Annotated in this window: 34 protein-coding genes; 10 read left to right on the top strand and 24 right to left on the bottom strand. The window is 64.5% G+C overall.

Going from position 1 to position 24,135, the window contains the following annotated elements; all coding sequences use genetic code 11:
* Positions 1-90: 90 nt before the first annotated feature.
* The 6 genes from AAFN46_RS02140 to AAFN46_RS02115 form a co-directional block, all read right to left on the bottom strand.
* Positions 91-429, bottom strand: a complete 339-nt coding sequence (locus tag AAFN46_RS02140; RefSeq protein WP_347807044.1) for a HopJ type III effector protein — start codon at positions 427-429, stop codon at positions 91-93.
* Positions 429-719: a DUF1244 domain-containing protein gene (locus AAFN46_RS02135; RefSeq protein ID WP_347807043.1), complete on the bottom strand. Its 291-nt coding sequence runs from the start codon at positions 717-719 to the stop codon at positions 429-431. Before AAFN46_RS02135 ends, AAFN46_RS02140 begins: the two co-directional genes overlap by 1 nt.
* A 79-nt stretch (positions 720-798) precedes the next feature.
* On the bottom strand, positions 799-1,170 hold the full coding sequence (gene folX, locus AAFN46_RS02130) for a dihydroneopterin triphosphate 2'-epimerase (protein ID WP_347807042.1): 372 nt from the start codon (positions 1,168-1,170) through the stop codon (positions 799-801).
* Positions 1,170-1,724 (bottom strand): GTP cyclohydrolase I FolE, encoded by a 555-nt coding sequence (gene folE, locus AAFN46_RS02125; RefSeq protein ID WP_347807041.1) that lies wholly within the window; start codon positions 1,722-1,724, stop codon positions 1,170-1,172. Before folE ends, folX begins: the two co-directional genes overlap by 1 nt.
* 10 nt (positions 1,725-1,734) lie before the next feature.
* Complete coding sequence (folM, locus tag AAFN46_RS02120; protein WP_347807040.1) at positions 1,735-2,445, bottom strand: dihydromonapterin reductase; 711 nt, start codon at positions 2,443-2,445, stop codon at positions 1,735-1,737.
* Positions 2,446-2,515: 70 nt separating this feature from the next.
* Complete coding sequence (locus AAFN46_RS02115) at positions 2,516-3,079, bottom strand: antibiotic biosynthesis monooxygenase (RefSeq protein WP_347807039.1); 564 nt, start codon at positions 3,077-3,079, stop codon at positions 2,516-2,518.
* 214 nt (positions 3,080-3,293) lie between these two features.
* Between AAFN46_RS02115 and AAFN46_RS02110 the strand changes: the two genes are divergently transcribed.
* The gene (locus tag AAFN46_RS02110; RefSeq protein WP_347807038.1) at positions 3,294-4,220 is read left to right on the top strand and encodes a MerR family transcriptional regulator; all 927 of its coding nucleotides are present in this window, start codon (positions 3,294-3,296) and stop codon (positions 4,218-4,220) included.
* Between the two features lie 339 nt (positions 4,221-4,559).
* Here AAFN46_RS02110 and AAFN46_RS02105 read toward each other — a convergent pair whose 3' ends face one another.
* A complete protein-coding gene (locus AAFN46_RS02105) occupies positions 4,560-6,083 on the bottom strand; it encodes a fumarate hydratase (RefSeq protein WP_347807037.1) in 1,524 nt (507 codons plus the stop codon).
* A 276-nt stretch (positions 6,084-6,359) separates the two neighbouring features.
* Here AAFN46_RS02105 and AAFN46_RS02100 point away from each other — a divergent pair, with 276 nt between their 5' ends.
* From AAFN46_RS02100 to AAFN46_RS02090, 3 genes are all read left to right on the top strand, one after another.
* Positions 6,360-7,487 (top strand): GGDEF domain-containing protein, encoded by a 1,128-nt coding sequence (locus AAFN46_RS02100; RefSeq protein ID WP_347807036.1) that lies wholly within the window; start codon positions 6,360-6,362, stop codon positions 7,485-7,487.
* The gene (locus AAFN46_RS02095) at positions 7,480-8,418 is read left to right on the top strand and encodes an iron-sulfur-binding ferredoxin reductase (protein ID WP_347807035.1); all 939 of its coding nucleotides are present in this window, start codon (positions 7,480-7,482) and stop codon (positions 8,416-8,418) included. The genes AAFN46_RS02100 and AAFN46_RS02095 overlap by 8 nt, the downstream gene beginning before the upstream one ends.
* Before the next feature lie 182 nt (positions 8,419-8,600).
* Positions 8,601-9,374 carry an enoyl-CoA hydratase-related protein gene (locus AAFN46_RS02090; RefSeq protein ID WP_347807034.1) on the top strand — a complete coding sequence of 258 codons (774 nt, stop codon included), beginning with the start codon at positions 8,601-8,603 and terminating at the stop codon, positions 9,372-9,374.
* Between the two features lie 166 nt (positions 9,375-9,540).
* On the opposite strand, the gene pyk is transcribed toward AAFN46_RS02090, so the two are convergent.
* The gene (gene pyk / locus AAFN46_RS02085) at positions 9,541-10,992 is read right to left on the bottom strand and encodes a pyruvate kinase (protein WP_347807033.1); all 1,452 of its coding nucleotides are present in this window, start codon (positions 10,990-10,992) and stop codon (positions 9,541-9,543) included.
* 135 nt (positions 10,993-11,127) lie between these two features.
* Between pyk and AAFN46_RS02080 the strand changes: the two genes are divergently transcribed.
* The 3 genes from AAFN46_RS02080 (at position 11,128) to AAFN46_RS02070 (ending at position 12,420) form a co-directional block, all read left to right on the top strand.
* A complete protein-coding gene (locus tag AAFN46_RS02080) occupies positions 11,128-11,502 on the top strand; it encodes a tetratricopeptide repeat protein (protein WP_347807032.1) in 375 nt (124 codons plus the stop codon).
* A 71-nt stretch (positions 11,503-11,573) separates the two neighbouring features.
* Positions 11,574-11,999, top strand: a complete 426-nt coding sequence (locus tag AAFN46_RS02075; protein WP_347807031.1) for a DUF4124 domain-containing protein — start codon at positions 11,574-11,576, stop codon at positions 11,997-11,999.
* 61 nt (positions 12,000-12,060) lie between these two features.
* Entirely contained in the window at positions 12,061-12,420 is a 360-nt protein-coding gene (locus AAFN46_RS02070) for a PilZ domain-containing protein (protein WP_347807030.1), read from the top strand.
* A 239-nt stretch (positions 12,421-12,659) separates the two neighbouring features.
* On the opposite strand, the gene AAFN46_RS02065 is transcribed toward AAFN46_RS02070, so the two are convergent.
* A complete protein-coding gene (locus tag AAFN46_RS02065) occupies positions 12,660-13,586 on the bottom strand; it encodes a LysR family transcriptional regulator (RefSeq protein ID WP_347807029.1) in 927 nt (308 codons plus the stop codon).
* 115 nt (positions 13,587-13,701) lie between these two features.
* Between AAFN46_RS02065 and fpr the strand changes: the two genes are divergently transcribed.
* Positions 13,702-14,481 (top strand): ferredoxin-NADP reductase, encoded by a 780-nt coding sequence (fpr, locus tag AAFN46_RS02060; RefSeq protein ID WP_347807028.1) that lies wholly within the window; start codon positions 13,702-13,704, stop codon positions 14,479-14,481.
* Between the two features lie 374 nt (positions 14,482-14,855).
* On the opposite strand, the gene AAFN46_RS02055 is transcribed toward fpr, so the two are convergent.
* Positions 14,856-15,269, bottom strand: a complete 414-nt coding sequence (locus AAFN46_RS02055; protein ID WP_347807027.1) for a VOC family protein — start codon at positions 15,267-15,269, stop codon at positions 14,856-14,858.
* Between the two features lie 59 nt (positions 15,270-15,328).
* On the opposite strand from AAFN46_RS02055, the gene AAFN46_RS02050 reads away from it, so the two are divergent.
* The gene (locus AAFN46_RS02050; RefSeq protein WP_347807026.1) at positions 15,329-15,625 is read left to right on the top strand and encodes a putative quinol monooxygenase; all 297 of its coding nucleotides are present in this window, start codon (positions 15,329-15,331) and stop codon (positions 15,623-15,625) included.
* Here AAFN46_RS02050 and tsaA read toward each other — a convergent pair.
* From tsaA to AAFN46_RS02000, 10 genes are all read right to left on the bottom strand, one after another.
* On the bottom strand, positions 15,615-16,316 hold the full coding sequence (gene tsaA, locus AAFN46_RS02045) for a tRNA (N6-threonylcarbamoyladenosine(37)-N6)-methyltransferase TrmO (protein ID WP_347807025.1): 702 nt from the start codon (positions 16,314-16,316) through the stop codon (positions 15,615-15,617). The two genes, AAFN46_RS02050 and tsaA, sit on opposite strands and share 11 nt — an antisense overlap.
* Before the next feature lie 78 nt (positions 16,317-16,394).
* The gene (locus tag AAFN46_RS02040) at positions 16,395-16,799 is read right to left on the bottom strand and encodes a DUF1801 domain-containing protein (protein WP_347807024.1); all 405 of its coding nucleotides are present in this window, start codon (positions 16,797-16,799) and stop codon (positions 16,395-16,397) included.
* A gap of 85 nt (positions 16,800-16,884) precedes the next feature.
* Entirely contained in the window at positions 16,885-17,331 is a 447-nt protein-coding gene (locus AAFN46_RS02035; RefSeq protein ID WP_347807023.1) for a hypothetical protein, read from the bottom strand.
* Between the two features lie 120 nt (positions 17,332-17,451).
* Positions 17,452-17,994, bottom strand: a complete 543-nt coding sequence (locus tag AAFN46_RS02030) for a cysteine hydrolase family protein (protein ID WP_347807022.1) — start codon at positions 17,992-17,994, stop codon at positions 17,452-17,454.
* Between the two features lie 114 nt (positions 17,995-18,108).
* On the bottom strand, positions 18,109-18,693 hold the full coding sequence (locus AAFN46_RS02025; RefSeq protein ID WP_347807021.1) for a DUF6151 family protein: 585 nt from the start codon (positions 18,691-18,693) through the stop codon (positions 18,109-18,111).
* A 37-nt stretch (positions 18,694-18,730) separates the two neighbouring features.
* The gene (locus AAFN46_RS02020) at positions 18,731-19,162 is read right to left on the bottom strand and encodes a hypothetical protein (RefSeq protein ID WP_347807020.1); all 432 of its coding nucleotides are present in this window, start codon (positions 19,160-19,162) and stop codon (positions 18,731-18,733) included.
* Between the two features lie 87 nt (positions 19,163-19,249).
* A complete protein-coding gene (locus AAFN46_RS02015; RefSeq protein WP_347807019.1) occupies positions 19,250-19,624 on the bottom strand; it encodes a hypothetical protein in 375 nt (124 codons plus the stop codon).
* Positions 19,625-19,727: 103 nt separating this feature from the next.
* Positions 19,728-20,048, bottom strand: a complete 321-nt coding sequence (locus AAFN46_RS02010; RefSeq protein WP_347807018.1) for a DUF2834 domain-containing protein — start codon at positions 20,046-20,048, stop codon at positions 19,728-19,730.
* A gap of 37 nt (positions 20,049-20,085) precedes the next feature.
* Positions 20,086-20,559, bottom strand: coding sequence for an OsmC family protein (locus AAFN46_RS02005; RefSeq protein ID WP_347807017.1), 474 nt, complete (start codon positions 20,557-20,559; stop codon positions 20,086-20,088).
* Positions 20,560-20,661: 102 nt separating this feature from the next.
* Positions 20,662-20,982, bottom strand: a complete 321-nt coding sequence (locus AAFN46_RS02000) for a helix-turn-helix domain-containing protein (RefSeq protein ID WP_347807016.1) — start codon at positions 20,980-20,982, stop codon at positions 20,662-20,664.
* Positions 20,983-21,124: 142 nt separating this feature from the next.
* Between AAFN46_RS02000 and AAFN46_RS01995 the strand changes: the two genes are divergently transcribed.
* Complete coding sequence (locus AAFN46_RS01995) at positions 21,125-21,361, top strand: thioredoxin family protein (protein ID WP_347807015.1); 237 nt, start codon at positions 21,125-21,127, stop codon at positions 21,359-21,361.
* Positions 21,362-21,453: 92 nt separating this feature from the next.
* Here the strand turns inward: AAFN46_RS01995 and AAFN46_RS01990 are convergent, their stop codons facing one another.
* The 4 genes from AAFN46_RS01990 to AAFN46_RS01975 all read right to left on the bottom strand — a co-directional run.
* Positions 21,454-21,858: a thioesterase family protein gene (locus tag AAFN46_RS01990; protein WP_347807014.1), complete on the bottom strand. Its 405-nt coding sequence runs from the start codon at positions 21,856-21,858 to the stop codon at positions 21,454-21,456.
* A gap of 141 nt (positions 21,859-21,999) precedes the next feature.
* Complete coding sequence (locus tag AAFN46_RS01985; protein WP_347807013.1) at positions 22,000-22,611, bottom strand: hypothetical protein; 612 nt, start codon at positions 22,609-22,611, stop codon at positions 22,000-22,002.
* Positions 22,612-22,737: 126 nt separating this feature from the next.
* Entirely contained in the window at positions 22,738-23,046 is a 309-nt protein-coding gene (locus tag AAFN46_RS01980; RefSeq protein ID WP_347807012.1) for a hypothetical protein, read from the bottom strand.
* Positions 23,047-23,973: 927 nt separating this feature from the next.
* Positions 23,974-24,135, bottom strand: a 162-nt coding sequence (locus AAFN46_RS01975; protein WP_347807349.1) for a transposase, incomplete at its 5' end; no start/stop codon positions are given.

Here is a 24,135-nt window from a genome sequence, read left to right as displayed (position 1 = left end):
GTTTGAGCTTCGGCGTCCGTGCCGGGTTGCAGGCGCCAAGAAGACCTGCCGCCGTGGGCGTCTGCCGGCCGAGGCCGACAGTTGCGCAGCTCAGGCCTTGCGGGCGAGCGGTGGGTGCTCGAAGTGCACGCCGCCCAGGCCGGTGTCCTGCAGGGCGCGGATATTGGCGTGGTCGTTGCCGTCCGGGTTGGCCAGCACGGCGCGGTAGTGCTCGCCGAAGGCGCGCAGGCTCTCTTCCAGGCTGAAGCCCTCCAGCAGGGCCAGGCCGAGGGTCTTGCAGGAGCCCTCGTTCTGCCCGGCGGCGTTCTCCACGGCGCCGTTGCGGAAGGCGCTGGGCCGGTAGTCGTAGTGTTCGGCGACGAAGGCCAGGGTCTCGGCGAACAGGAACTGCTCGGCGTGCAGGCGGGCGCGGAAGTCTTGCAGAGTCATCAGTGTTTTCCTTTGTCGAAGGCGGCCTGCTGCTCGCTGCTGGCCTCCTTCTGGTGCTTGGCTTTCCACTCGGCGTAGGGCATGCCGTAGATGGCTTCGCGGGCCTGGTCCTGGCTCAGCTCGACGCCGAGGTCATCGGCGGCGGCCTTGTACCACTTGGACAGGCAGTTGCGGCAGAAGCCGGCCAGGTTCATCAGCTCGATGTTCTGCACGTCGGGGCGCGAGCGCAGGTGCTGGACCAGGTTGCGGAAGGCGGCGGCTTCCAGTTCGAGGCGTTCTTGCTCGGTCATGACGGACTCCCGGACAACTCAATGGGGGCTGAGATGATAGAAGCCCGTCGCGGGCCCGGCAACGCTTGTGATGCCGCCCTCAGCGATGGGCGGCGAGGGTGATGGAGACCGACTCGGCGAAGCGCAGGGCGTGCAGCTTGTCCACCTCCACTTCGGCGTAGCGCACGGCCGGGTTGGCCATGACCAGGTCGAGTATCTCCTGGGTCAGGCGCTCGAGCAGGGCGAAGCGGTTTTCCTCGACATGGCGGATCACCGCCTTGGTGATGGTACGGTAGTTCAGCGCGTGGTCGATGTCGTTGACCTGCACGGCGTCGGCGGCCGGATAGAGGATGGTCAGGTTGATCAGCACATCCTGCTTGTTGTTGATCTCCTCCTCCTTGATGCCGATGTAGGTGCGCAGGCGCAGGTCCTTGACGCGGATGCGCGCCATTCCGGGTTCCAGTCGCGGCATTAGTTGCTCCGTCCGATCAATTTCAAGAATTCCTGGCGAGTGTTGCAGGACTCGCGGAAGGCGCCAAGCATCACCGAGCTGCTCATCAGCGAATTCTGCTTCTCCACGCCGCGCATCATCATGCACAGGTGCTGGGCCTCGATCACCACGGCCACCCCGGCGGCGCCGGTCACGCGCTGGATGGCCTCGGCGATCTGCCGGGTCAGGCTCTCCTGGATCTGCAGGCGGCGCGCGTACATGTCGACGATGCGCGCCACCTTGGACAGCCCCAGCACCCGGCCGGTGGGGATGTAGGCCACATGGGCCTTGCCGATGAAGGGCAGCAGGTGGTGCTCGCACAGGGAGTACAGCTCGATGTCGCGCACTATCACCATCTCGTCGTTGTCGGAGGCGAACAGTGCGCCGTTGACTATTTCATCCAGCGACTGCCGGTAGCCCTGACAGAGGTACTGCATGGCCTTGGCGGCGCGCTCGGGAGTGTCCAGCAGGCCCTCGCGTTCGGGGTTCTCGCCGAGGCCGAGGAGTATCGCGCGGTAGTGCTGCGGCAGGCTCATGGCGCTCTCCTCAAGGCAGGTGGCGACCGCCGTTGAGCGACAGGCTGGTGCCGGTGACGTAGGGGTTGTCGAGCAGGTAGCGCAGGCTCTGGTAGAGCACTTCGGCGCCGGGTTCGATACCCAGGGCGGACTCGCCCAGGCGCTTGGCGCGGTGTGCGGCGCTGTCGCCCTCGTTGAACTGGATCAGCGCCGGGGCGATGGTGTTGACCTTGATCTGCGGGGCGAAGCGCGCGGCGAAGGACAGGGTCAGGCTGTCCAGGCCGGCCTTGCTGGCGCAGTAGGCCGGGCGCTTGGCGCTGCCGGTGCGGGTCACGTCGTCGCCGATATGGATGATGTCGGCGGGCGTGCTGCGGCGCAGCAGTTCTTCGCAGTGCAGGTTGATCAGGTAGGGCGCCAGCATGTGCACGCTGACCATGCGGCGGAACACCTCGGCCTCCTGGCCCGGGGTTTCGGTGTCCCAGTCCGAGGCGTTGTGCACTATGGCGCGCAGGCGATCGGTGTGGTTCTTCACCTGCTCGATGAAGTCGAGGATGCCGGCCTCGCTGGCGAAGTCCGCCTGCAGGGCGATGGCGCCACGCTGGCGCAGATGGGCCACGCCCTCGCGCTCGCGGCGATAGCTGAAGATCACCGGCTGGCCGGCGTCGAGCAGGCGCTCGGCGCAGTGCAGGCCGAGGCGCTGGCCGGCGCCGGTGATCAGGATGGGGGCGGTGGGAAGAGTCATGCGGGGCTCGTCGGTCGGGCTGGGTCGGGCAAGTAAACCCCAGCCCCGGCCATGCGACAACCTCGCGGCTTCAGCGGGCCTGCAGCGGCGCCTCCGTCTGGCGCGCGCGCCTGCCCTGCAGCCAGGGCTCCAGCAGTTGGGTCGACAGCGGAATGAAGCAGTAGGTCATCAGCGGTGTCAGCGCCAGGGTGCTGAGCAGGATGCGCCATACCAGCGGCAGTTCGCCGAGCCAGCCGCCGAACAGCAGGTTGAAGGCCAGCGATACCGGGAAGAAGGCCAGCCAGATGGCCACGCTCTGTTTCCAGCGCGGCGGCCTCTGCAGGGCGTTGCCGAACCAGGCGTCGAGGCCCTGCGCGCGTTTCTCCTGGGGCTGGACGAACAGCCCGCTGCCGCGCTGCAGCCAGGCGCGGCGCGAGGCGGAGTGTTCCCAGGCGGCCAGGGTGGCTCGATCGGTGAAACGGAAGACGATCTGGAATTCGTCGTCGCCGGGCGGCGGCGCCAGTACGCCGGAACCCAGGTAGCCGGGGAAGTCGGCGGCCAGTTGCTGGCCTTCGTGCAGCCAGAGGCGGAAATCCTGCAGGCACTCGCCGGCGACGCGACGAGCCACCAGCATGGTGACGGGGGCGGTAGACATCGTGTATCTCCAGGCGACTGGCGCCGCCCGGGTAGGGGGCGCGCGTTATGCCGCGCCGGGATGGTGGCGGGGCAGGCGAGGATTATTCCCGGTTTGGCGAAATATGCCAGTGCTCCGCGCACGCGTTCGTCGCCTGCCCGCCAGCGCTTCGAGCAGGAGCGTGCGGGTATTGCTGCGTTACACTCGCTGCATCTTCACCGCGAACCCTCAGGTTATGACTGAACCCGTACGAGCAAGCGCCGATTCCCGCCACGCGGCGGAGCTGTTTCCCATTCGCGAGGTGGCGCGGGTCACCGGCGTCAATCCGGTCACCCTGCGCGCCTGGGAGCGGCGCTACGGGCTGATCCAGCCGACCCGTACCGACAGCGGTCATCGTCTCTACTCGGCGGCGGACATCGAGGCGGTGCGCAACATCCTGGCCTGGATCGAGCGCGGCGTGTCGGTGAGCAAGGTCGGCAAGCTGCTGGCACGCAGCCCGGCGCCGCGCAGCCCGCTGGTGGCCGACCAGGCGCAGGCGGCGGACCAGTGGCAGGCGCGCGCGCGCCAGGCGCTCGGCGCCCTCGATGCCCGGGCCCTGGAAGCTCTCTATGCCGAGGCCCTGGCCACCCATCCGCTGCCGCGGGTGTTCCAGGAGCTGTGCATGCCGCTCTGGCAGGAGCTGCTGCTGCGCCGCGACGAGCCCGGCCAGGTCGGCGAATGGCTGTTGCTCGACGCCTTCCTGCGCTCGCGTGCCCTGCAGCACCTGCAGTCGCGTGGAGAGGCCGCGCACGTGCTGCTGACCGCGCTGCCCGGCCAGTGCCGCGAGCTGGAGCTGCTGGTGGCCGGGCTCCTGCTCGGTGGCGAGGATTACGCGGTGCGGGTGCTCGGCCCCGGGCTGCCGCAGGACGAGCTGGCGCTGGTCTGCGCCCGCATGCGCCCGCAGGCCCTGGTGCTGTTCTCCAATCGACCGCCGGCCGAGGATCTGGCACAGCGCCTCAAGCGCCTGGCGCTGAGCCTGGACTGCCCGCTGGCCCTGGCCGGCGATGCCGCCGAGCTGGCCGAGGACGAGCTGGCCGATAGCCCGATCGCCTGCCTGGGCAACGAGGGGCCGCTGATGCGGCAGCGCCTGCGGCAATTCCTCGTCGGCCATCTGGATACCTGAGCAAGCAAAAAGCCCGGCACAGGGGCCTAATGCTGTTCACTTGGCGGCATCACGGCCAGGGTCGGACTTTTCTTGGTTAAGGTCTGCGGCTGTTGTTCTCCCCCTGGGAGAGGGCCGGGGTGAGGGACTCGCCGTAACGCCCTCCCCCTTAGCCCCTCTCCCGGCGGGAGAGGGGAGCGCTCTGAAGACACCGCGACATCCAGGCCAGGGTATTGCGCAGTGTCCTTCGCTGCTGGCCAAGCCAAAAAAACGCCGCGACTCTGTAAAGAAGTCGCGGCGTTTTCTTTAGTGAACAGCGTTACGGCACAGGGGCCGGGCTTCGCTGCTGCGCCGAGGCGCTTACTTCACTTCCACCGCCAGGCTCTCGGCGATCTTCTGCTGCCAGATCGCCGGGCCGGTGATGTGCACCGACTCGCCGTTGGTGTCGACCGCGACTGTGACCGGCATGTCCTTGACCTCGAACTCGTAGATCGCTTCCATGCCGAGTTCCTCGAAGGCCAGCACCTTGGACTTCTTGATCGCCTGGGCCACCAGGTAGGCGGCGCCGCCGACGGCCATCAGGTACACGGCCTTGTTGTCCTTGATCGCCTCGATGGCGATCGGGCCACGCTCGGACTTGCCGATCATGCCCAGCAGGCCGGTGCTTTCGAGGATCTGCCGGGTGAACTTGTCCATGCGCGTGGCGGTGGTCGGGCCGGCCGGGCCGACCACCTCGTCGCGCACCGGATCGACCGGGCCGACGTAGTAGATGAAGCGGCCCTTGAGGTCCACCGGCAGGCTCTCACCCTTGTTCAGCATATCGACCATGCGCTTGTGCGCGGCGTCGCGGCCGGTGAGCATCTTGCCGTTGAGCAGCAGGGTCTCGCCCGGCTTCCAGCTCTGCACTTCTTCCGGGGTGATCTTGTCCAGGTCGACGCGGCGCGCGCTCGGGCCGGCTTCCCAGACGATGTCCGGGTAGGCGTCCAGGTCCGGCGCCTCCAGGCTGGCCGGGCCGGAGCCGTCGAGCACGAAGTGGGCGTGACGGGTGGCGGCGCAGTTGGGGATCATGCACACCGGCAGCGAGGCGGCGTGGGTCGGGTAGTCCATGATCTTGACGTCGAGCACGGTGGTCAGGCCGCCCAGGCCCTGGGCGCCGATGCCCAGCTGATTGACCTTCTCGAACAGCTCCAGGCGCAGCTCCTCGATACGGTTCTGCGGGCCGCGGGCCTGCAGCTCATGGATGTCGATGTGCTCCATCAGCACTTCCTTGGCCATCACCGCGGCCTTCTCGGCGGTGCCGCCGATGCCGATGCCGAGCATGCCCGGCGGGCACCAGCCGGCGCCCATGGTCGGTACGGTCTTCAGCACCCAGTCGACGATGGAGTCGGAGGGGTTGAGCATGGCCATCTTCGACTTGTTCTCGGAGCCGCCGCCCTTGGCCGCGACGTCCACTTCCACCTTGTCGCCGGGGACGATTTGATAGTGGATCACCGCCGGGGTGTTGTCCTTGGTGTTCTTACGGGCGCCGGCCGGGTCTGCCAGGATCGAGGCGCGCAGGACGTTTTCCGGCAGGTTGTAGGCGCGACGCACGCCCTCGTTGATCATGTCGTCGATGCTCATGGTGGCGCCGTCCCAGCGCACGTCCATGCCGACCTTGACGAACACGGTGACGATGCCGGTGTCCTGGCAGATCGGCCGGTGGCCGGTGGCGCACATGCGCGAGTTGATCAGGATCTGCGCCATGGAGTCGCGCGCGGCCGGCGACTCTTCCTTCAGGTAGGCCTCGTGCATGGCCTGGATGAAGTCGACGGGGTGGTAATAGGAGATGAACTGCAGGGCGTCGGCGACGCTCTGAATCAGGTCGTCCTGCTTGATCACGGTCATTCGGGCGCTCCTCTCATCTGGGAACATCTATAAGGAAACGCCGGACCACGACCCGGCGCAACTGCGGAAAATCGCCCGGAACGATTTTTGACGTCGTCCCGCGACGGCCCGTAGGGCGGCCGCCAAGGATGGCGGGCCACGAAAAAAGGCGCCGCAGTATAGCGCGCCCGCCCTCGCGGGCACAGCCACGCACGGCGGGAGGTGGTCGTGGGCGCGCTATCAATTTTGTGATCACGGGGGTAGAGTTGGGCGAGGTGCCAGCACGGGACGGAGCCCATGAGCACGAGTCGTCCAGGGGTGACAACGAGAAGCCTGCAGAGCCTCTTGCTGAAGCGTTTCGGCATGGCGGTGGCGAGCTATGCCCTGGTTTTGGTGCTGATGTGGGTGGCCCTGTGGGCCGGGCTGTACCAAGGCTCCGTTGCCTTCGCCCTGTTCTCCACCGGCCTGGTCGCGGCCTGCCAGCTGGCCTTCTACGCACTGTTTCGCAGCGCGCGCAACCTGCGCTACGCCGACCCTAGCCTGACCGAGGCGCAGATCCTCGTCGGCCTGCTCCTGCACACGGGGCTGCTGGCCCAGCTCGATGGCGCGCGCGGCAGCCTGCTGATGTTCTATCTGATCATCCTGATGTTCGGCGTGTTCCAGCTGCGCCCACGGGTGTTCGTGCGTTGCGCCGCCGTGGCCTTCTTTGCCTTCGCCGGACTCAACCTGTGGGAGGGCTACCAGCTGCGCCTGGCCGAGCCGGGCCAGGCCCTGCTGCAATGCTGCGCGCTGTTCGTCGGCCTGGTCTGGCTGAGCCTGTTCGCCGGCTATGTGCAGGCCCTGCGTCAGCGCATGCGCCAGCGCCGCTATGCGCTGCAGGCGCACCAGGACACCCTGCGCGGCATGATGCGCCAGTTGGAGGATCTGGTGGCCACCGACGAGCTGACCGGCCTGTTCAACCGCCGCCACTTCCTGCGCCTGGCCCTGCGCGAGCTGGACAACCTCGGCCAGGGCCGCCAGCACGGCCTGGCGCTGATCGACCTGGACCACTTCAAGCGCATCAACGACGTGCACGGCCACGCCGCCGGCGATCGCGTGCTGCAGACCTTCGCCGCGGTGGCCAGCGCCTGCCTGCGCGACGGTGACGTGCTGGCCCGCTACGGCGGCGAGGAGTTCGTCCTGCTGCTGCCCAACACCGATGCCGACCAGTTCACCAGCTGCTGCGAGCGCCTGCGCGAGGCCTTCGCCAATGCCGAGCCGGTGGGCGTGCAGGTGAGCAACCTCAGCCTGTCCGCCGGCATGACCCTGCTCAGCGAAGGCGACGATCTCGACGAGGCCCTGCAGCGCGCCGACCAGGCGCTGTACCGGGCCAAGCGCGGCGGGCGCAACCGCTGCGACGCGGCCTGGGAGGGCGCCGGTGCCTGAGATCGTTGCCGCCGGCCAGGCCTGGTCGGTAGCCCCCCGCAGCAACCTGCTCGACGCCCTCAACGCCGCCGGCCTGCGCGTGCCCTACAGCTGCCGCGCCGGCAGCTGCCACGCCTGCCTGGTGCGCTGCACCCGCGGCGAGCCGCTGGACGAGCAGCCCGAGGCGCTCGACGAGGAGCGTCGCGCGCAGGGCTGGCGCCTGGCCTGCCAGTGCCGGGTGGTGGACGATCTCGAGGTGCAGCTGTTCGACCCGGCCCGCGACGGCCTGCCGGCGCGGGTGGTCTCGCTCGACTGGCCGAGCCCGAGCGTGCTGCGCCTGCGCCTGCAGCCGGACAGGCCGCTGCGCTACGTCGCCGGCCAGCATCTGGTGCTGTGGAACGCCGAGGGCGTGGCGCGGCCCTATTCGCTGGCCAGCCTGCCGGGCGAGGAGCCCTGGCTGGAGTTCCATCTGGACTGCCGCCGGCCCGGCGCCTTCGGCGATGCCGCGCGCCGGCTGCGACCGGGCGACACGCTGGGGCTGGGCGAGCTGCGCGGCGGCGCGCTGCACTACGATCCGGCCTGGCAGGAGCGGCCGCTCTGGCTGCTGGCCGCGGGCACCGGTCTGGCGCCGCTGTGGGGCGTGCTGCGCGAGGCCCTGCGCCAGCATCACCAGGGGCCGATACGGCTCATTCACCTGGCCCATGATGCGGCCGAGCACTATCTGGCCGAGGACCTGCGGGCCCTGGCCGCCAGCCATGCGCAGCTAGAGTTGCAGCTGGTGACGGCGGCCGAGCAGGCGGAGTGTTTGGCGCAACTGCGGCTTGTCTCGCGGCAGACCGTCGCCCTAATCTGCGGCTCACCGGACAGCGCGGAAGCTTTCGCCCGCCGCTTGTTCATTCTCGGCGTGCCGCGTAATCAGGTGCTCGCCGATCTTTTCCTGCCCCATGCCTGAGAACCTGCTTCAGACTTCTTGATCGTCGGCCATGCTGCGTTGGAATTGGGCTCGGACTGCTCATTTACACCTTGTAAAGTCGCCCGCGACTTCGACCGGTCCTCGCCCATTTCCGCCTTGCCTGGCTCTAGCTCAAAAAGCCTGAAACAGGCTCTAAACGGGGGCTCAGCCCTGGAGTTGCCATGAGCGAACACGTACTGGTCGAGCGCGAGGCCGGCCTGCTGACCCTGCGCCTGAACCGTCCGGACAAGAAGAATGCGCTGACCCGCGCCATGTACGGCACCCTGGCCGAGATGCTGGATGCGGCCAACCGCGACGCCTCGGTGCGCGTGGTGCTGATCACCGGCGGCGCCGAGTGCTTCACCAGCGGCAACGACGTGGCCGACTTCCTGCAGGCGCCGCCGACCGGTGCGGACAGCCCGGTGTTCCAGTTCATGCGCGCCCTGTTCGAGTTCGACAAGCCGGTGGTCGCCGCCGTCGCCGGCCCGGCCGTGGGCATCGGCACCACCATGCTGCTGCACTGCGATCTGGTCTATGTGTCGCGCGACGCCAAGTTGCGCACGCCCTTCGTCAACCTCGGCCTGTGCCCGGAATTCGGTTCCAGCCTGTTGCTGCCGCAATTGCTGGGGCCGGCCAGGGCCGCCGAAGTGCTGCTGCTGGGCGAGGCCTTCACCGGCGAGCAGGCCGCCGCCTGGGGCATCGCCAATGCTGCCCTGGAGGATGGCCCGCGCACCCTGGCGAAGGCCCGCGAGATGGCCCTGCGCTTCCTCGACCTGGCGCCCTCGGCGGTGGCCGACAGCCGGCGCCTGATGCGCGCGCCGGGGCGCGAGGCGCTGCGCCAGGTGATCGAGGAGGAGGGCGCGCTGTTTGGCCAGCGCCTGCGCTCGCCCGAGGCCATCGAGGCGCTGTCGGCCTTTATGCAGCGACGCAAACCGGACTTCTCCAAGTTCGCTTGAGAGTTGCTTCCCCTCTCCCCTTGGGAGAGGGCCAGGGGTGAGGGTGCTTCAGGCTCCTCGTACTCTCCCTCACCCTCCGCGGGCCGCCCCAGCCCTCTCCCGGAGGGAGAGGGATTACCAAACAAAAAGGCCGCTCGATGAGCGGCCTTTTTCATGCGCAGTGTATTCAGACCAGCGGATCGCCCACATGCAGGATCTTCATGGTGTTGGTGCCGCCGGTGCCGTGGTAGCTGTCGCCCTTGGTCAGGATCACCCAGTCGCCGGGCTCGACCACGCCGCGCTTGAGCAGCTCGTCCACCGCCGCCTGGCTGACCTTGTTGGCCGGCAGCGCGGCCGGGTCGAAGGGCACGGTGTACACGCCGCGGAACAGCGCCACCCGCGCCTGCGCCTCGCGGTGCGGGGTGAAGGCGAAGATCGGGATCGACGAGCGGATGCGCGACATGATCAGCGGGCTGTAGCCGCTCTCGGTCAGGCTGATGATGGCCTTGACGCCGGGGAAGTGGTTGGCGGTGTACATGCTGGCCAGCGCCACGCTCTCGTCGCAGCGTTCGAAGGTGCGGCCGATGCGGTGGCTGGACTTCTGGCTGGTCGGGTGCTTCTCGGCGCCCAGGCACACGCGGGCCATGGCCTCGACGGCCTCCACCGGGTATTCGCCGGCGGCGCTCTCGGCCGACAGCATCACCGCGTCGGTGTAGTCCAGCGCGGCGTTGGCCACGTCGGAGACTTCGGCGCGGGTCGGCATCGGGCTGTGGATCATCGACTCCATCATCTGGGTGGCGGTGATCACGGCCTTATTCAGGCGCCGCGCGTGGGCGATGATCTTCTTCTGGATGCCGACCAGCTCGGCGTCGCCGATCTCCACGGCGAGGTCGCCGCGCGCCACCATCACCGCGTCGCTGGCGCGGATCAGGCCGTCCAGCGCCTCGTCGTCGGCCACCGCCTCGGCGCGCTCGATCTTGGCCACCAGCCAGGCGTTGCCGCCGGCCTCGTCGAGCAGGCGACGGGCGTATTCCATGTCGGCGGCGTCGCGCGGGAAGGACACCGCGAGGTAGTCCAGCTCCATCTCGGCGGCCAGCTGGATGTCGACCTTGTCCTTGTCGGTCAGTGCCGGCGCGGTGAGGCCGCCGCCGCGGCGGTTGATGCCCTTGTTGTCGGACAGCGGGCCGCCGATCTCCACGCGGCAGTGCAGCTCGTCGGCGCCCTTGAGCTCCACGCGCATGACCACCCGGCCGTCGTCCAGCAGCAGTTCGTCGCCGACGTTGCAGTCCTGGATCAGCGCCGGGTAGTCGATGCCCACCACCTGCTGGTTGCCGGCGGTGCGCGAGTGGCTGGCGGAGAGGCGGAACAGGTCGCCGTCCTGCAGCTCGATGCGCTTGTTCTCGAACTTGGCGATGCGGATCTTCGGCCCCTGCAGGTCGCCGAGCAGCGCCACGTGGCGCCCGTGCTTGGCCGCCAGTTCGCGCACCAGGGCGGCGCGCGCCTTGTGGTCGGCGGCGCTGCCGTGGGAGAAGTTCAGGCGGGCGACGTCGATGCCGGCGACTATCAGTTGCTCCAGCACTTCCGGGGAGCTGCTGGCCGGGCCGAGGGTGGCGACGATTTTGGTGCGACGCAGGGTCATGCGGTAACTCCATCTCTCAATGCGTGCGGCGAGGCTACTACGCTCGTCCACTGTAGTCATTGTTCGCCTGCACTACCCGAAGCGCTGCAGAAATACGCTCTCCCGCCGATACTCTGCGCAGCGGAGGAACTCACCATGCGCACCCTGATTCTGCTTGTCACCCTGCTCGGCCTCGTCGGCTGCAACCGCATCTCCCTCGACCGCCATCTGGACGAGGCCTACCGGCACTACAACGCCGGCGATTGCGAGCAGGCCCTGCTCGACCTGTCGCGCGCCGAGCGCACCAGCCGCTCGCGCAGCTACGTGCAGCCGGAGATCTCCCTGCTGCGCGGCCAGTGCCTGGAGCGGCAGAACCTGTTCGTCGATGCGGCGCAGACCTACGAGTTCATCCTGCGCAGCTACCCGGCCAGCGAGTACGCCTATCGCGCCCGCGCGCGGCTGGAGACGCTGCGCCAGCTCGGGCATTATCAGGCGTCCGAACCGGCCAAGGCGTCGCCCGCATCGCTCTGATGCGGCCGCCAGTCGGCCGTTGGCCAGGGAATGTGGCGTGGCGCTAAGCTGTGTCCAGGGAGGGAGTCGCTATGCGCCATCTGTTGTTCATTCTGTTGTGCGTGCCGCTATTGGCGAGCGCGGAAATCTACCGCTGGACGGACGCCCAGGGCCGCGTGCACTTCGGCGAGAAGCCCGGCGGCAGCGGCGCCGAGACCGTCGAGGTGAGGCCCCAGGTGGTCGAGCGCGACGCCGCCACCCTGGAGCGTGAGCAGCGTGCCCAGCAATATTTCGATGCCCGCCGCGAGGAGCGTGCCCAGGCGGACGCCCGCGCCGATGCGGCCCGTGCGGAGCGCGCCCAGGAGTGCCGCAAGCTGCGCAGCGACCTGGCGCAGATCCAGCGCGGCGGCCTCTACTACAGCACCGACAAGAACGGTGAGCGCAGCTACTACAGCGATGAGCAGATGGAGGCCGCACGTAGCCGTCTGTCGTCCCGTATCGCCGCACGCTGTGGCTGACTCTGGTCCGCAGGCGAGAGTGCGGCCATACTCGAAAGCCCAGCCCTAGCGAATGGCCACCATGCATATCCAGCGCCGCATCGAGCGCCACCAGCTGCCTTACTACCTGAAGGTGTTCAACCGCATCACCGACAAGCCGATGGGCTACATCGGCAATGTGTCGCTGGACGGCCTGATGCTGATCAGCCAGTACCCCATGCTGGTGGGCGCGCGCTTCGACATGCGGCTGAAGATTCCCGGCCGCGACGGGCGCATCCACCCGGTCGACTTCGCCGCCACCTGCCAGTGGAGCCACGAGGACGTCACCCCCGGCACCTACGATTCCGGCTTCGCCCTGGTGGCGCCGCCGGTCGAGTATGTCGACATGGTCGAGGCCCTGCGCCACTACTTCAGCTTCCATCCCCTGGCCGCCTCGGCCTGAGCGGCCGTATCGAGGCCGCTGAGCACGCCAGACAAGGCCCTCCTCTCCAGTGCCAGACCCTGGCCGCGTAGGCTGGGTCGGGCCGCGCAGGTAGAGCGCAGCGAGCCCCGGCGTTCTCCTCGCCCCGCTCCGGAACACCAGCCGTGCACCGCTAAGTGAGCGACACGCCGATTTCGGCGAGTGGGCCGTGCCGGGTTTCGCTGCGCTCTACCCGGCCTACGACCGCTTCGCGGAGGCCCTCAGGCGATCCAGGGCAGCACTATCTCGTCGCTGCGGCGGATGCCGGCGGTCATCTGTCGGCACAGGTCGAGGAATTCGCGCATCGCCGCGGTCTGGTACTTCTGCTTGTGCCAGATGAAATAGAACTGCCGGGCCAGGTCCAGCTCCGGGGTGTCCAGCGCCACCAGGCTGCCGCGGCGGAAGGCGTCGCGCAGGGTCAGGCGCGAGATGCAGCCGATGCCCAGGCCCGACTCCACCGCGCGCTTGATCGCCTCGGTGTGTTCCAGCTCCAGGCGGATGTTGAGTTGCTCGGTGTGGTGGCGCATGGCCTGGTCGAAGGTCAGCCGGGTGCCCGAGCCCTGCTCGCGCAGGATCCAGGCCTCGCGGCCGAGCTCGGCCAGGCTGGCGCTGCCGCGCTCGGCCAGCGGATGGTGCGGCGAGCAGAACACCACCAGCTCGTCTTCCACCCAGGGCTGCACCTCGATATCCGGATGCTGGCAGTCGCCCTCGATCAGCCCCAGGTCGAGCTCGTAGTGGGCGACCTGCTGCACCACGTGCGCGGTGTTGTGTACATGCAGTTTCACTCGGCATTCGGGATGGCGCTGCATGAAGTTGCCGATCAGCAGGGTGGCCAGGTAGTTGCCCACGGTGAGGGTGGCGCCCACTTCCAGGGAGCCGAAGCCGGTCTTGCCGCTGAGCAGGCGCTCGATTTCCTTGGCCTGGTCGAGCAGCGCCACGGCCTCCGGCAGCAGCTGGCGGCCCAGGGCGTTGAGCGACAGGCGTTTGCCGGCGCGATCGAACAGTTGGCAGTCGGACTGTCGCTCCAGTTCGCTGAGCGAGGTGCTGGCCGCCGACTGCGACAGGGCGAGGGATTCGGCCGCGCGAGAGACGCTCTCCTGCTTGGCCACGGCGACGAAGACTTCCAGCTGTCTGAGAGTAAATCGCATATCTATATAACCAATAATCCATATCTTGATAATTCACTTAACAGATATTTAAGCCGTCCCTAGAATGACGCGCAATCCCGACGGCTCCGCCGGATCGAATCATCAAGGAAATGACATGAGCAACCTGAACTCCGAGCGCGTCCTCAGTGTGCACCACTGGAATGACACCCTGTTCAGTTTCACCTGCACCCGCGACCCGGGCCTGCGTTTCGAGAACGGCCAGTTCGTGATGATCGGCCTGCAGCAGGAGACCGGACGTCCGCTGATGCGCGCCTACTCCATCGCCAGCCCCAACTACGAGGAGAACCTGGAGTTCTTCAGCATCAAGGTGCCGGACGGCCCCCTGACCTCGCAGCTGCAGCACCTCAAGGAAGGCGACGAGATCCTCATCAGCAAGAAGCCCACCGGCACCCTGGTGCTCTCCGACCTGCTGCCGGGCAAGCACCTGTACCTGCTGTCCACCGGCACCGGCCTGGCGCCCTTCATCAGCGTGATTCAGGACCCGGAAGTGTACGAGCGCTTCGACAAGGTGATCCTGGTGCACGGCGTGCGCTACGTGAACGAGGTGGCCTACCGCGACTTCATCACCGAGCACCTACCGAACAACGAGTTCTTCGGCGACGAAGTGCGCGAGAAGCTGATCTACTATCCGACCGTGACCCGCGAGCCGTTCGAGAACCAGGGCCGTCTGACCGACCTGATGCGCAGCGGCAAGTTGTTCGAGGACATCGGCCTGCCGCCGATGAACCCGCAGGACGACCGCGCCATGATCTGCGGCAGCCCGGCCATGCTCGACGAGACCTGCGAGGTGCTCGACGCCTTCGGCCTGAAGATCTCCCCGCGCATCGGCGAGCCCGGCGACTACCTGATCGAGCGCGCCTTCGTCGAGAAGTAAGCGCCCGCTCGAAGGAGCCCGTCCTGGTGGCGTAACGCCGTTCACTAGAGAAAACGCCGCGACCTCTTTACAGAGCCGCGGCGTTTTTCTGGCTTGTGTCTGCCTGAGGGCACACTGCGCAATGCCCTAGCTTGGATGCGCTCCCAGTCAAAGGTGTCCTGAGTGCTCCCCTCTCCCGCCGGGAGAGGGGCTGGGGGTGAGGGTGTTTCGGCGAGTCCCTCATCCGCCCGCGGCCCGCCCAGCCCTCTCCCAGGGGGAGAGGGAGAACAGCAGCCGCAGACCTGAACCAAGAAAAGTCCGGCCGTGGCCGTGATGCCGCTAAGCGAACGGCATTACGCCCTGGTGGCGGGCTTTTTCATGCCTGCCATTCGGTCTCAGGCCGGCTGGCTGAAGCGCTGGCCGGAGATCGCCGGGTGGTAGATCGGCTGGATCTTGTTCCCCGCCGGGTCGAGCAGGTGAAAGCTGTGGGCGCCATCGCCGTGGGCGAAAGGGCGGTCGAGCAGGGTCACGCCCGCGGCCTTCAGGTAGTCGTACCAGGCGTGCAGCTCGTCCAGGCTGTCCACCACGAAGCCGTAGTGATCCACCACCTGCGGACCGCTGCTGGGCGCGTAGGCGCGGCCCAGGGAGAGGTTGTCGTTGCCGCAGGTGAGGTAGACCAGGTCTTCGTTGGCCCGGTTCAGCACCTGCATGCCGAGGATATCCACGTAGAAGCGCTCGCAGGCTTCCAGGTTGGGCACCAGAAGGGCCACGTGACGCAGGCCGTTGAGGCGGCTCGGGCGCTGGTTCATGAATCTGCCTCCTTAAATGTATACAATCAAGTATTCAATTTATCCGGTAGGAGCGCCCTGTGTACAGCATCATTCTCAAGACCCGACTCAAGCCCGGCAGCCGCGAGGCCTTCCTCGCGGCCATGCGCGACAACGCCGCCGCCTCGGTGCGCGACGAGCCCGGCTGCCTGGCCTTCGACCTGCTGTGCGACCACGGCGACCCGGACCTGGTCTGGCTCTACGAGGTGTACGTCGACGAGGCGGCGTTGGATGCGCACATGCAAACCGCACACTTCCTCGCCAGCCGCCCGTTGGTGGAGCCGCTGATCCTGCAGCAGGACGTGATCGAGGCGAGCGTGGCCGCGTTCAACCGCTAGCCGGGGGCGCGACTTCGAGCACGCGAATGCGCTCGGGCGTGGGGTAGTGCCAGCGTACGTCCAGGTCCCACAGCCGCGTGCCGTAGCGCCGCTCGGGTAGTGGGTTCTGGTAGGCGGGTCGCGGGTCCTGCGCCAGGCACTGCTCGATCAGCTCGACCAGGGGCTCGCCCAGGCGCTCGGCCTCGCGCCGAGCCGCCCCCAGTGCGGCGGCGTCCCACTCGACGGCGATGGCCCGTGGCGGCGCATCGGCGATGCGGTTCTGCGCCTGCGCCAGGCTGTCGACGTAGGGCACGTAGGGCTTGATGTCGAGCACCGGGGTGCCGTCCAGCAGATCGATGCCGGACAGCCAGAGGCGCCCCGGCTCGACTCGCTCCAGCTTCACCACCGACTGGCCGATGCCATTGGGACGGTGTGTCGCGCGAGTGGCGAAGACGCCGAGCGAGGCGTTGCCGCCCAGGCGCGGCGGCCTGACCTTGAGGCGCGGCGTCTCCTCCAGGGCCTGGTGAAACAGGAACAGCAGCCAGACATGGCTGACCTGCTCCAGGCCCTCCACGGCCTCGGCACGGTCGTAGGGCGCCACCAGCTCCAGGACCCCCCGCGCCGCCGGAGCCAGCTGGGGCTGACGCGGAATGGCGAACTTCTCCTTGAAGCAGGAGCGCATGAAGCCGATGGGCGAAACGGAGTAGGACATGGCGCGGCTCGCGGCGGGAAACCCGCGCATGGTAGCGAGGGCGCGCCTCGCTCGGCCAGCCTCGGAGCCGGCGCGCGCTCAGCGAATGGCCTGCTTGCCTCGCGCGTTGGCGGCGACCGCGGCGCGAATCAGCGCCTTGAGCGCCGCTGCGTCGATATCCTCGCCCTCACGGATGTCGATCGCGCGCCGCACCTTGCCGTCCAGGCTGGAGTTGAACAGGCCGCTCGGGTCCTCCAGCGCGGCGCCCTTGGCGAAGGTCAGCTTGACGACCGACTTGTAGGTTTCCCCGGTGCAGAGGATGCCGCCGCACGACCACACCGGCGTGCCCATCCACTTCCACTCCTCGACGCAGTCCGGGGCCGCCTCGCGGATGAGCGTGCGCACCCTGCTCAGGGTCGCTCCGCGCCAGTCGCCCAGCTCGGCGATTCTCCGGTCGATCAGTGTGGATGCCGATGGCCCTGCGGCCAGCTCTGAAGTTGTCATGCTTCCCTTCCTATCGGTTGTGATCGCTGCGCTACAGAATGGCCCGTGCATCTTGGTATGCAAGGTCGGATGAGCGGCCCTGTTCTCAGTCGCCACGCTTGCGCCACATCTGCAGATGCGGCCCTTCCTCCCCCGAACTCCACCAGGTTTCGAGTTCGGCGAAGCATTCGATCAGCTGCGTCACCACTTCCTCCGGTTCATAGTACCGCCGCCAGGTGCGCAGAGCCTCAAGCCAGGGCTTGCGGGTTTGAAACCAGGCGCGCATCGATCCGCCGCGCCGCCTCTGCAGCCGGCCGCAGTATGCTGGCGAGGCATCGTCCGCGGCGGGGTAGGGGCGATCGCCGAAGTTGATGACGAAGCATGGGCGCCGATACTTGTCCCACTGGATCTCGAAGAACTGGGCCTTGCCGTCGGCAATGCGCGCGAAGGGGGTGAACAAAGCAGTGGCCTTGCCTTGAGCGAAGCCCTTGCTCAGCACGAATGGGTAGAAGCCTTGCTTAAGCGCCGAGCGCAGAGCCTGGGAGCCTTTCATCCTGCCATCGCCAATCTGCGGGGTGGGTCGCTAAGCCTAGCGCAGCCGCATGGGCCAGCGGCGCACCCAGAGAGTCTTGTGCGCGCGGGAGCGGTTGTCGCTGGGCGCCGGGCTGGTGCGTTAGAGCGCATCCCGCAACGCCTGGGTCGTGGTCACCGTGGCGTACTCGCCCTGCAGATTGGCCAACGCCATGGCATGCACCTCCTCGGCGCTGCGCATCACGCCGTTGTAGTCGGCCTTGGCGAAGGCGAAGGTGGCGTCGGCGGCCACAAAGGTCTGGAAGCCCAGATTGCCCGCGGTGCGGGCCGTCGCTTCGACGGAGTTGTTGGTGCTGACGCCCACGATGGCAACGGCTTCAATGCCTCTGACCCGCAGCCAGCGTTCGAGGCCGGAGTTGATGAAGGCGTCCGGCACGTTCTTCTCGACCACGTGTTCCGAGTCCAGCGGCCGTAACGCCTCCTGAAACTCGACGCCCTGTTGTCCGGGCCAGAACGGAGACCCGGGCGTTCTCGATATGTGCCGCACATGCACAATGGGCGCCCGCGCCTCCCGCCATGCCGCCAGCGTCATCGCGATGGCCTGCTCGGCCTGCGGGTTGTTGCGCGGGCCCGCCTCCAGCATGCCGCGCTGCATATCGATGATGATGAGGGCGGCTCTGGACATGTTCGAATGAGGCTGCGGGGGCCGTGTAACGGGCATTTGGTGCTTCTCCTGCGAGCGCTGGCCTAGGCCGATTGAGCCCGGGCGCGGTATCTGTCGGTCGGGCGAGCGATGTGGCTATGCCCGCTTCTTCAAGCTCGCCAGCTCGCCGGCCCCCAGTACCCTGGGCGTTGCCCGAGGCAGCCCCGAGGTGTCGAAAAGCGGGGAGCGCCTGTAGCGCCCGCCGACGCGGTTCGCGATCACGATCCACATGAAGCGAGCGACGACGCCCAAGAGCCCGCGCTGCCTGGGTTTGGGCTCGCCCAGCGCGGTGTCCGTGTTCAGCAGCGCAACCTGGGCGCCGAAGTCCTCATCCATTCGCCGGCGGTCGAGGCAGGTGTGAATCAGGCCGATGAAGGGCATTCTGGGGGTGGCCATGGTATTACCGATGGGCGTTCCACAGCAGGTCGCATACCAGCGGAGCATGCCCTTGTCGCTGAGGCGAACTGCCGCCAGCAACGCTTCGCCCTGGGAGAAGACCAGGCGCGGCTGGGCCACCTGGACGATCTCGGTTCCGCCCTGCTCATCCAGCACGGCCGAGGCTTGATCCAGATAGTGGGCGAACGCCCGGCAATCCGTGCAATAGCAGATGAGACGATTGCAGGTGCCGGAGCCTTCGAGCCTGCCGCGGAGAGCGCCGCACTGACACTGAACAGAATGCATAGCTTTCACCTGGTCCATTGATATCTAGTCCGTCTGCTCACAGGGATGGCCAGATCTGCATCAGGCCCAGGAGATGGATGATGCCGTAGGCGCAGCAAATGGCTGAGCTCCATAAGAGAAAGGGGGTTGCCTTCTCGCGGGCGACAACGAGCAGGGGAACAATGGCTAAGCCACGGACGAGATAAATGGCGGTAATCACGCTGAGCCCGAGCTTGAGCAGTGGCAGCGGTTGAATGATGCCGGCCCCTGACAGCGCATAGGCCGACCAGGTACTGAGAACGAGAGCAATGCCAGCGGTCACGACAGCCGGATACCAGTGGCCGGCAGTGGCAGCCACTGCCATGCGTTCGCCCGCCCCGAAGAAGCGGTACCACTGGGCGCCGCCAAAGATAATGGCGATGTGAAGCAGTGCGGCAACTGCACTCAAGCCGGCCGCAATGATGAGCCAGGTGTTGTACGAGGTGGACATGGTGTACGGCTCCTCTCGAGCACTAAGGTCGAGCCAAGGAGCGGGAGCTAACCCGCGCCAGTGAGCGGGTAGTGGCTTGCACTGCGTCTACGCCCATGACTCCGTGTCCTTGCAGATGAGGTGGATAATGGAGGCCGGGCTCGACACCCAGAAGGCGTTGAATCCCTGCGGCAATGGCTCGATCTCGTCGCGGCGCACAATGCCTGCCGCCTTGAGGTGCTCGGCCGCGGCCTCGATGTCATCGGTGAGGACTTCGAGCCAGGTTTCGGCCTGGCTGATGCCGGCGACCTTGTCTATCCAGAGGTTATTGGAGCCGAACTCGAAACCGACGGATGGGGCGTGCTGCGTTATTTCCTTGAGGCCGAGAACATCCCGGTAGAACTGGATGGTGGCCTCGTACAGGTGTGGCGGAACCTTCATTGCGATGTTACGGCCGGCGGTGAACATCGGTTTTGCGCTCATAGAAGTATCTCCATTACTCCAAACGCCCAAGGGACAAGCTGCCAAGCCGGGAAGCATAGACCTCGCCAGCCTGGTTCACGCAGCGGAATGCGTGGGCGTATCGCTATGCCCTGCCTGTGTTGGGTTCCCCCGCAAAGCCCCTGACGACGAGGTAGAGCAGCGGGCCGATGGAGACGAAGAACAGGGTGATCACGAGGTATGGCGCTATGGCGATCAGTGGCCTGTGGCGTGCTTTGTTGTCCCGGTACATCCAGATACAGGCCAGCGCCGCCAGGATGTAGAGATCGATCACGACCTGCGCGGTGTCCAGACTGGACATCAGTTCGATACCAAAATCTATCAGCGATTGCTCTGCGTGGAACATGGCAAATGCCGTGTAGGCGGTGAATGCCAGCAGTACGACGAGGGGTAGCATTTTTTTCATGACACCTTCCTTGGTCTGAGCTTAAGCGGCGGCACTGTTATGAGGCGGTATACACGGGCTCGCAGTGGACTTCGGTTTTCACCGAGTTGGCTATGAAGCACTCCTCGTGCGCCTGATGATGCATCCTTTCGATCTGTTCCCGAGTCGGGATGCTCTCGCCAGAGAAACGGACTTCAGGCTGGAGTGTGACCAGGGTCATGGCCATTTTCCCTGCCGAGTTCCTCTCCATCACACCCACGGCCTTGTCGAAGTAGCGCTCTACGCAGAACTGCTGTTTGGCTGCAATGGAAAGAAACCAGAGCATATGGCAACTGGAGAGCGAAGAAACGAAAGCCTCCTCGGGATCAACTGCGGCAGCGTCGGACATGGGGACCGGCACCACATGCGGCGATGAGGAGCCTGGAACCTCCAGGCCGCCATCGAAGCGCAGGAGATGCTTTCGGCTGTAGCGGTTGCCGAGAAAATCTTGCCCATTACGCGTCCAGATAACTTCAGCGACATACCTTGCCATGCACATACCTTCTGACATTTTGTTAAGGGACGCTGGGAGCGCAAGTTTTGGCAGCCCGGCGAACTGGTGCGAGGATCCGTGTTTTGTTAGGCGCCAATCTATCTATGCATTCTTGGCGTCCTGCGCATTCAGCTCAAGGTCGAGACTGTGAATCTGCTGAATAATCTTGATGAGTTTGCGCCCGGTATCTGTCAGGTAGTATTCGGTGCGAGGCGGTATCTCGGGAAAGCTCTGCTTGGCGATCAGACCGTAGTCAGTGAGTTTGCGAAGGCGTTCGGACAAGACCTTGGTCGAAATTCCATCGATATGCCGCTCAAGGGCGCCTGGTCGATTGATGCCATCTTCGACTGCGAGCAGTACAGAGACCGACCACTTACAGCCGACGACATCCTCTAGTCTGTGATAAGTGCTACGAGCCTGCAAAAATATTCTCCTTGTTTTTCGGCAATTTACACCAAAAGGTGCGTAGCCAACCGGTTTGTTCCCGCTAGCGCCGGCTATTGGCTGACTCTATCGTTCGAGCGTGCGCACGCCAAGTAATCAACTCATTTATAGGAGCCTCGCAATGACTGGCAAAGCAGTTTTTTACCACGCAGGATGCCCCGTATGCGTCGCGGCTGAGGATAGCCTCGCCAATGCGATAGACCGTACCCGATACGAAGTGGAGATCGTCCACTTGGGTAATGACAGGGGGCGGATCTCTGATGCTGAAGCTGCAGGAGTGAAGTCGGTGCCTGCCTTGGTTCTGGAGGGGCTGGCTTTCCACATAAACTTCGGTGCGAGTATTTCAGATCTGAAGTAACGGTATCATTGATTGGCGGCGCCACTGCACTCGTGGCGCCGCCTTTTGCTGTTTGACGCTCAACATGAAATGCTAGTTAGATTATTGCGAATTCAAGTCGGACACAATGCATTCCGAAGTGCCTGGGGGAGGGGGATAGGTCGTTTGCTCTCAGGTGAAATAGAGACCTGCGTGAAGGTGGAGCGAAACGTAATCTCATCTTCTGCATTGCGCGCCTCGACTGAAAAAGTAAAAGACGTCGTTGTGAGTTCTGCAGTACTTACCTCGATATGTATGATCTCATCCCAAATCATTGGAGCTAAAAACTCAATTGAAAGCGCGCGCGCAGGAGGGAGAATGCCCATCGCGAATATTTCGCGTATTGCCGGCCCGCCAAGCACATGTGTCAGAAAGTCGTGCACGGCCTCTATGATGAAGTAGGTTATACGTGGAGTGTAGACAATCCCCGCCGGATCGCAGTCTCCGAATAGAATTCGGCGTTCTGTTACAAAGTGCATGGGATAAAACCTTTATGAAATGGATCGGCGTCTGACTAAAGGGCATCCGTGAGCATGGTTTTTAACGTCAAAGCTGGCGAAGCGAACGGCTTAGCCAATTGTTAGAAGCATAGTCCACGCCGCGAACTCTTAGAGATCACATTATTGGTAGGTCGCCCTGTATTCTGGTGGTATCTCAATGTCATAAAGCATGCCAGCAAAGGCAGACATAATTGCTGCTGACACAGATATGCCGACGATAAGTGCGGTGTAGCCAAAGTAGTTGCGCACTGTCTCGCTCAGTTTTTCACGCGTGAGCCAATGTATTGCACAGGCAATGTGACTAAAAATGGCAGCGACCGCGAGAAAGTAGTAAGGAACGAAATAGTAATTAAATGGGGGTGCGTGTATGCCTGCGGCCGCATAGTGAAAGTTTGTGTCGAGTTTTAACTCGGCTCTACCAAATAAAACGGCGCCAACGTGGATGAGCAAGAAAAAGGCCAAGTAGCCACCCGATAAAGCTTGGGCTCGCTCAAAGAAGCCGCGGCGTTGCCCCCAGCGCTGTCTTATAAAGTAAACTCCCGAGCCGATTTGAAAGATAACGCAAGATAGCAATAGCACCTCAATCAAAGGATTGCGGTATATGTGGCGGAAGGACTCCATGAACTGGATGTGTGCTTCGACGCTCTGGAGTGCTAATAAGTGGTTGAATATATGCACCGCGACGTAGGCGCCAATTATGCAGGCAGAGATGCGATGGAGTCTGTGGAGCATGGATAGTCCTTTATAAGGGGCTAACACCGGAGTTAAGCGGCCTGCGGGCCGCGCCCAGCAATGCTACACAATTGCCAGCGTTGCTGGATGCGGACCACAGGTTCGCTTGAGCTATTGGCTAGCGCGCTAGACGCCACTTCGGCTGACGACCTTACCAGAGAACGCTGGATCGGCGATGCAGGAATCAACAGAGTCAGACCGGACGCCGGCCTCAATGTTGGCCTCGCACAGGAGGCGCTTGTAATGCCGTTTGGCCGAGCACGAGTCTAGAAAGGCTCGCGACTGCTCTTTGTCGATGCAAGGTTGCGCAGCAATAAGGTCGTCGGTGGCGGAAACGAACAGGCAATAGTCGGCCTGCCACTGCACGAGCTCGCCCGGAATGGGGCAGGCATAGGACGCCGCATGGGCTGCCGGGCTGCCGATGAGCGCTGTCAATATAAGGTGCCGGAAACGTGTCATGTGCGGGCTAACGATTAAGCTAACGGGCGGCCAAAAGCGTAGCTTTTGGACGTCCCGAGTGAGCGAAGCGAGCGACCTTGAACCGTTTGTTAGACATGGCTGGAACTCGACTTTGCCTTTGAGAAAATTATGCGCATAGTGAGCATGGAAATTCCTACGTATATGTAACCAAGAAATAGTGACGCTAAACTAAAGAAGGCAATTCCGGATACGGTGCTGTCAATTTTGTATGTGTCATGGAAAGTCGCTTGATATAATGCAATTGAGAGATATGTCAGATCAATTATTGCTGTAAATATGATCGGAGCCTTCCAGGCGATATTGATAATTTGTGTTTCGTTTTTGTTTCGAGACCAAATGAGTAGGGTGATGCAGAAAGGGAGGTAGATTGGGCCGCCGACAAGCAGTGACCACAAAAGAAATCCACCAACTTCACTGTCTGTCAGAATCAAAATGGTTGGAGCGACGATGGGAATCAGTAGGCACAATTTGAGGTATGTTGCTTTTGTCATGTGTCTAACGCTTGGTTAAGGGGCGGCCAAAAGCGCAGCTTTTGGACGTCCAAGTGAGCGAAGCGAACGACTTGAACCAATTGTTAGGCTGTAGACTATGGCGGGACATGAACTTACGCCTCTGGTAAGTGACAAGCTACACAAAGCTTATTGTCATCGAGGTCGCGGAAGTATGCACCATAGTAATGTTCGTGATATTCAGTTCTCAATCCTGGCGCACCTTCAGAAATGCCACCATTTGCTAAGGAAGGTCTGAAGTAGAGCGGTTTTTCTGGCTGACTTCGGCCTTCGCCAATTTTGAAAGCGGCCAGTGGGTCAAAATCGACCAGATGGCTCGCTCATTTCGGTGTTTCTGGCCGCCGCAAGCACCTCGCGGCAGCCATTTCCCGTATTACAGACGCACCTCTCCTGCATTCGCCAGCAAATGTCGGCGCACCATCCACAGGTTCGATAGCGCAAACAACGTCACCAGTTGCGCGGTGTTCTTGGCCAAGCCACGGAAGCGCACCTTGGTGTAGCCGAACTGGCGCTTGATCACCCGGAACGGATGCTC

The organism is Pseudomonas sp. CAU 1711 (assembly GCF_039888625.1).
In the GTDB taxonomy this organism is placed as follows: domain Bacteria; phylum Pseudomonadota; class Gammaproteobacteria; order Pseudomonadales; family Pseudomonadaceae; genus Aquipseudomonas.
Note: the sequence above shows the minus strand (reverse complement) of the source record. Positions and strands in the feature narration are given on the sequence as shown.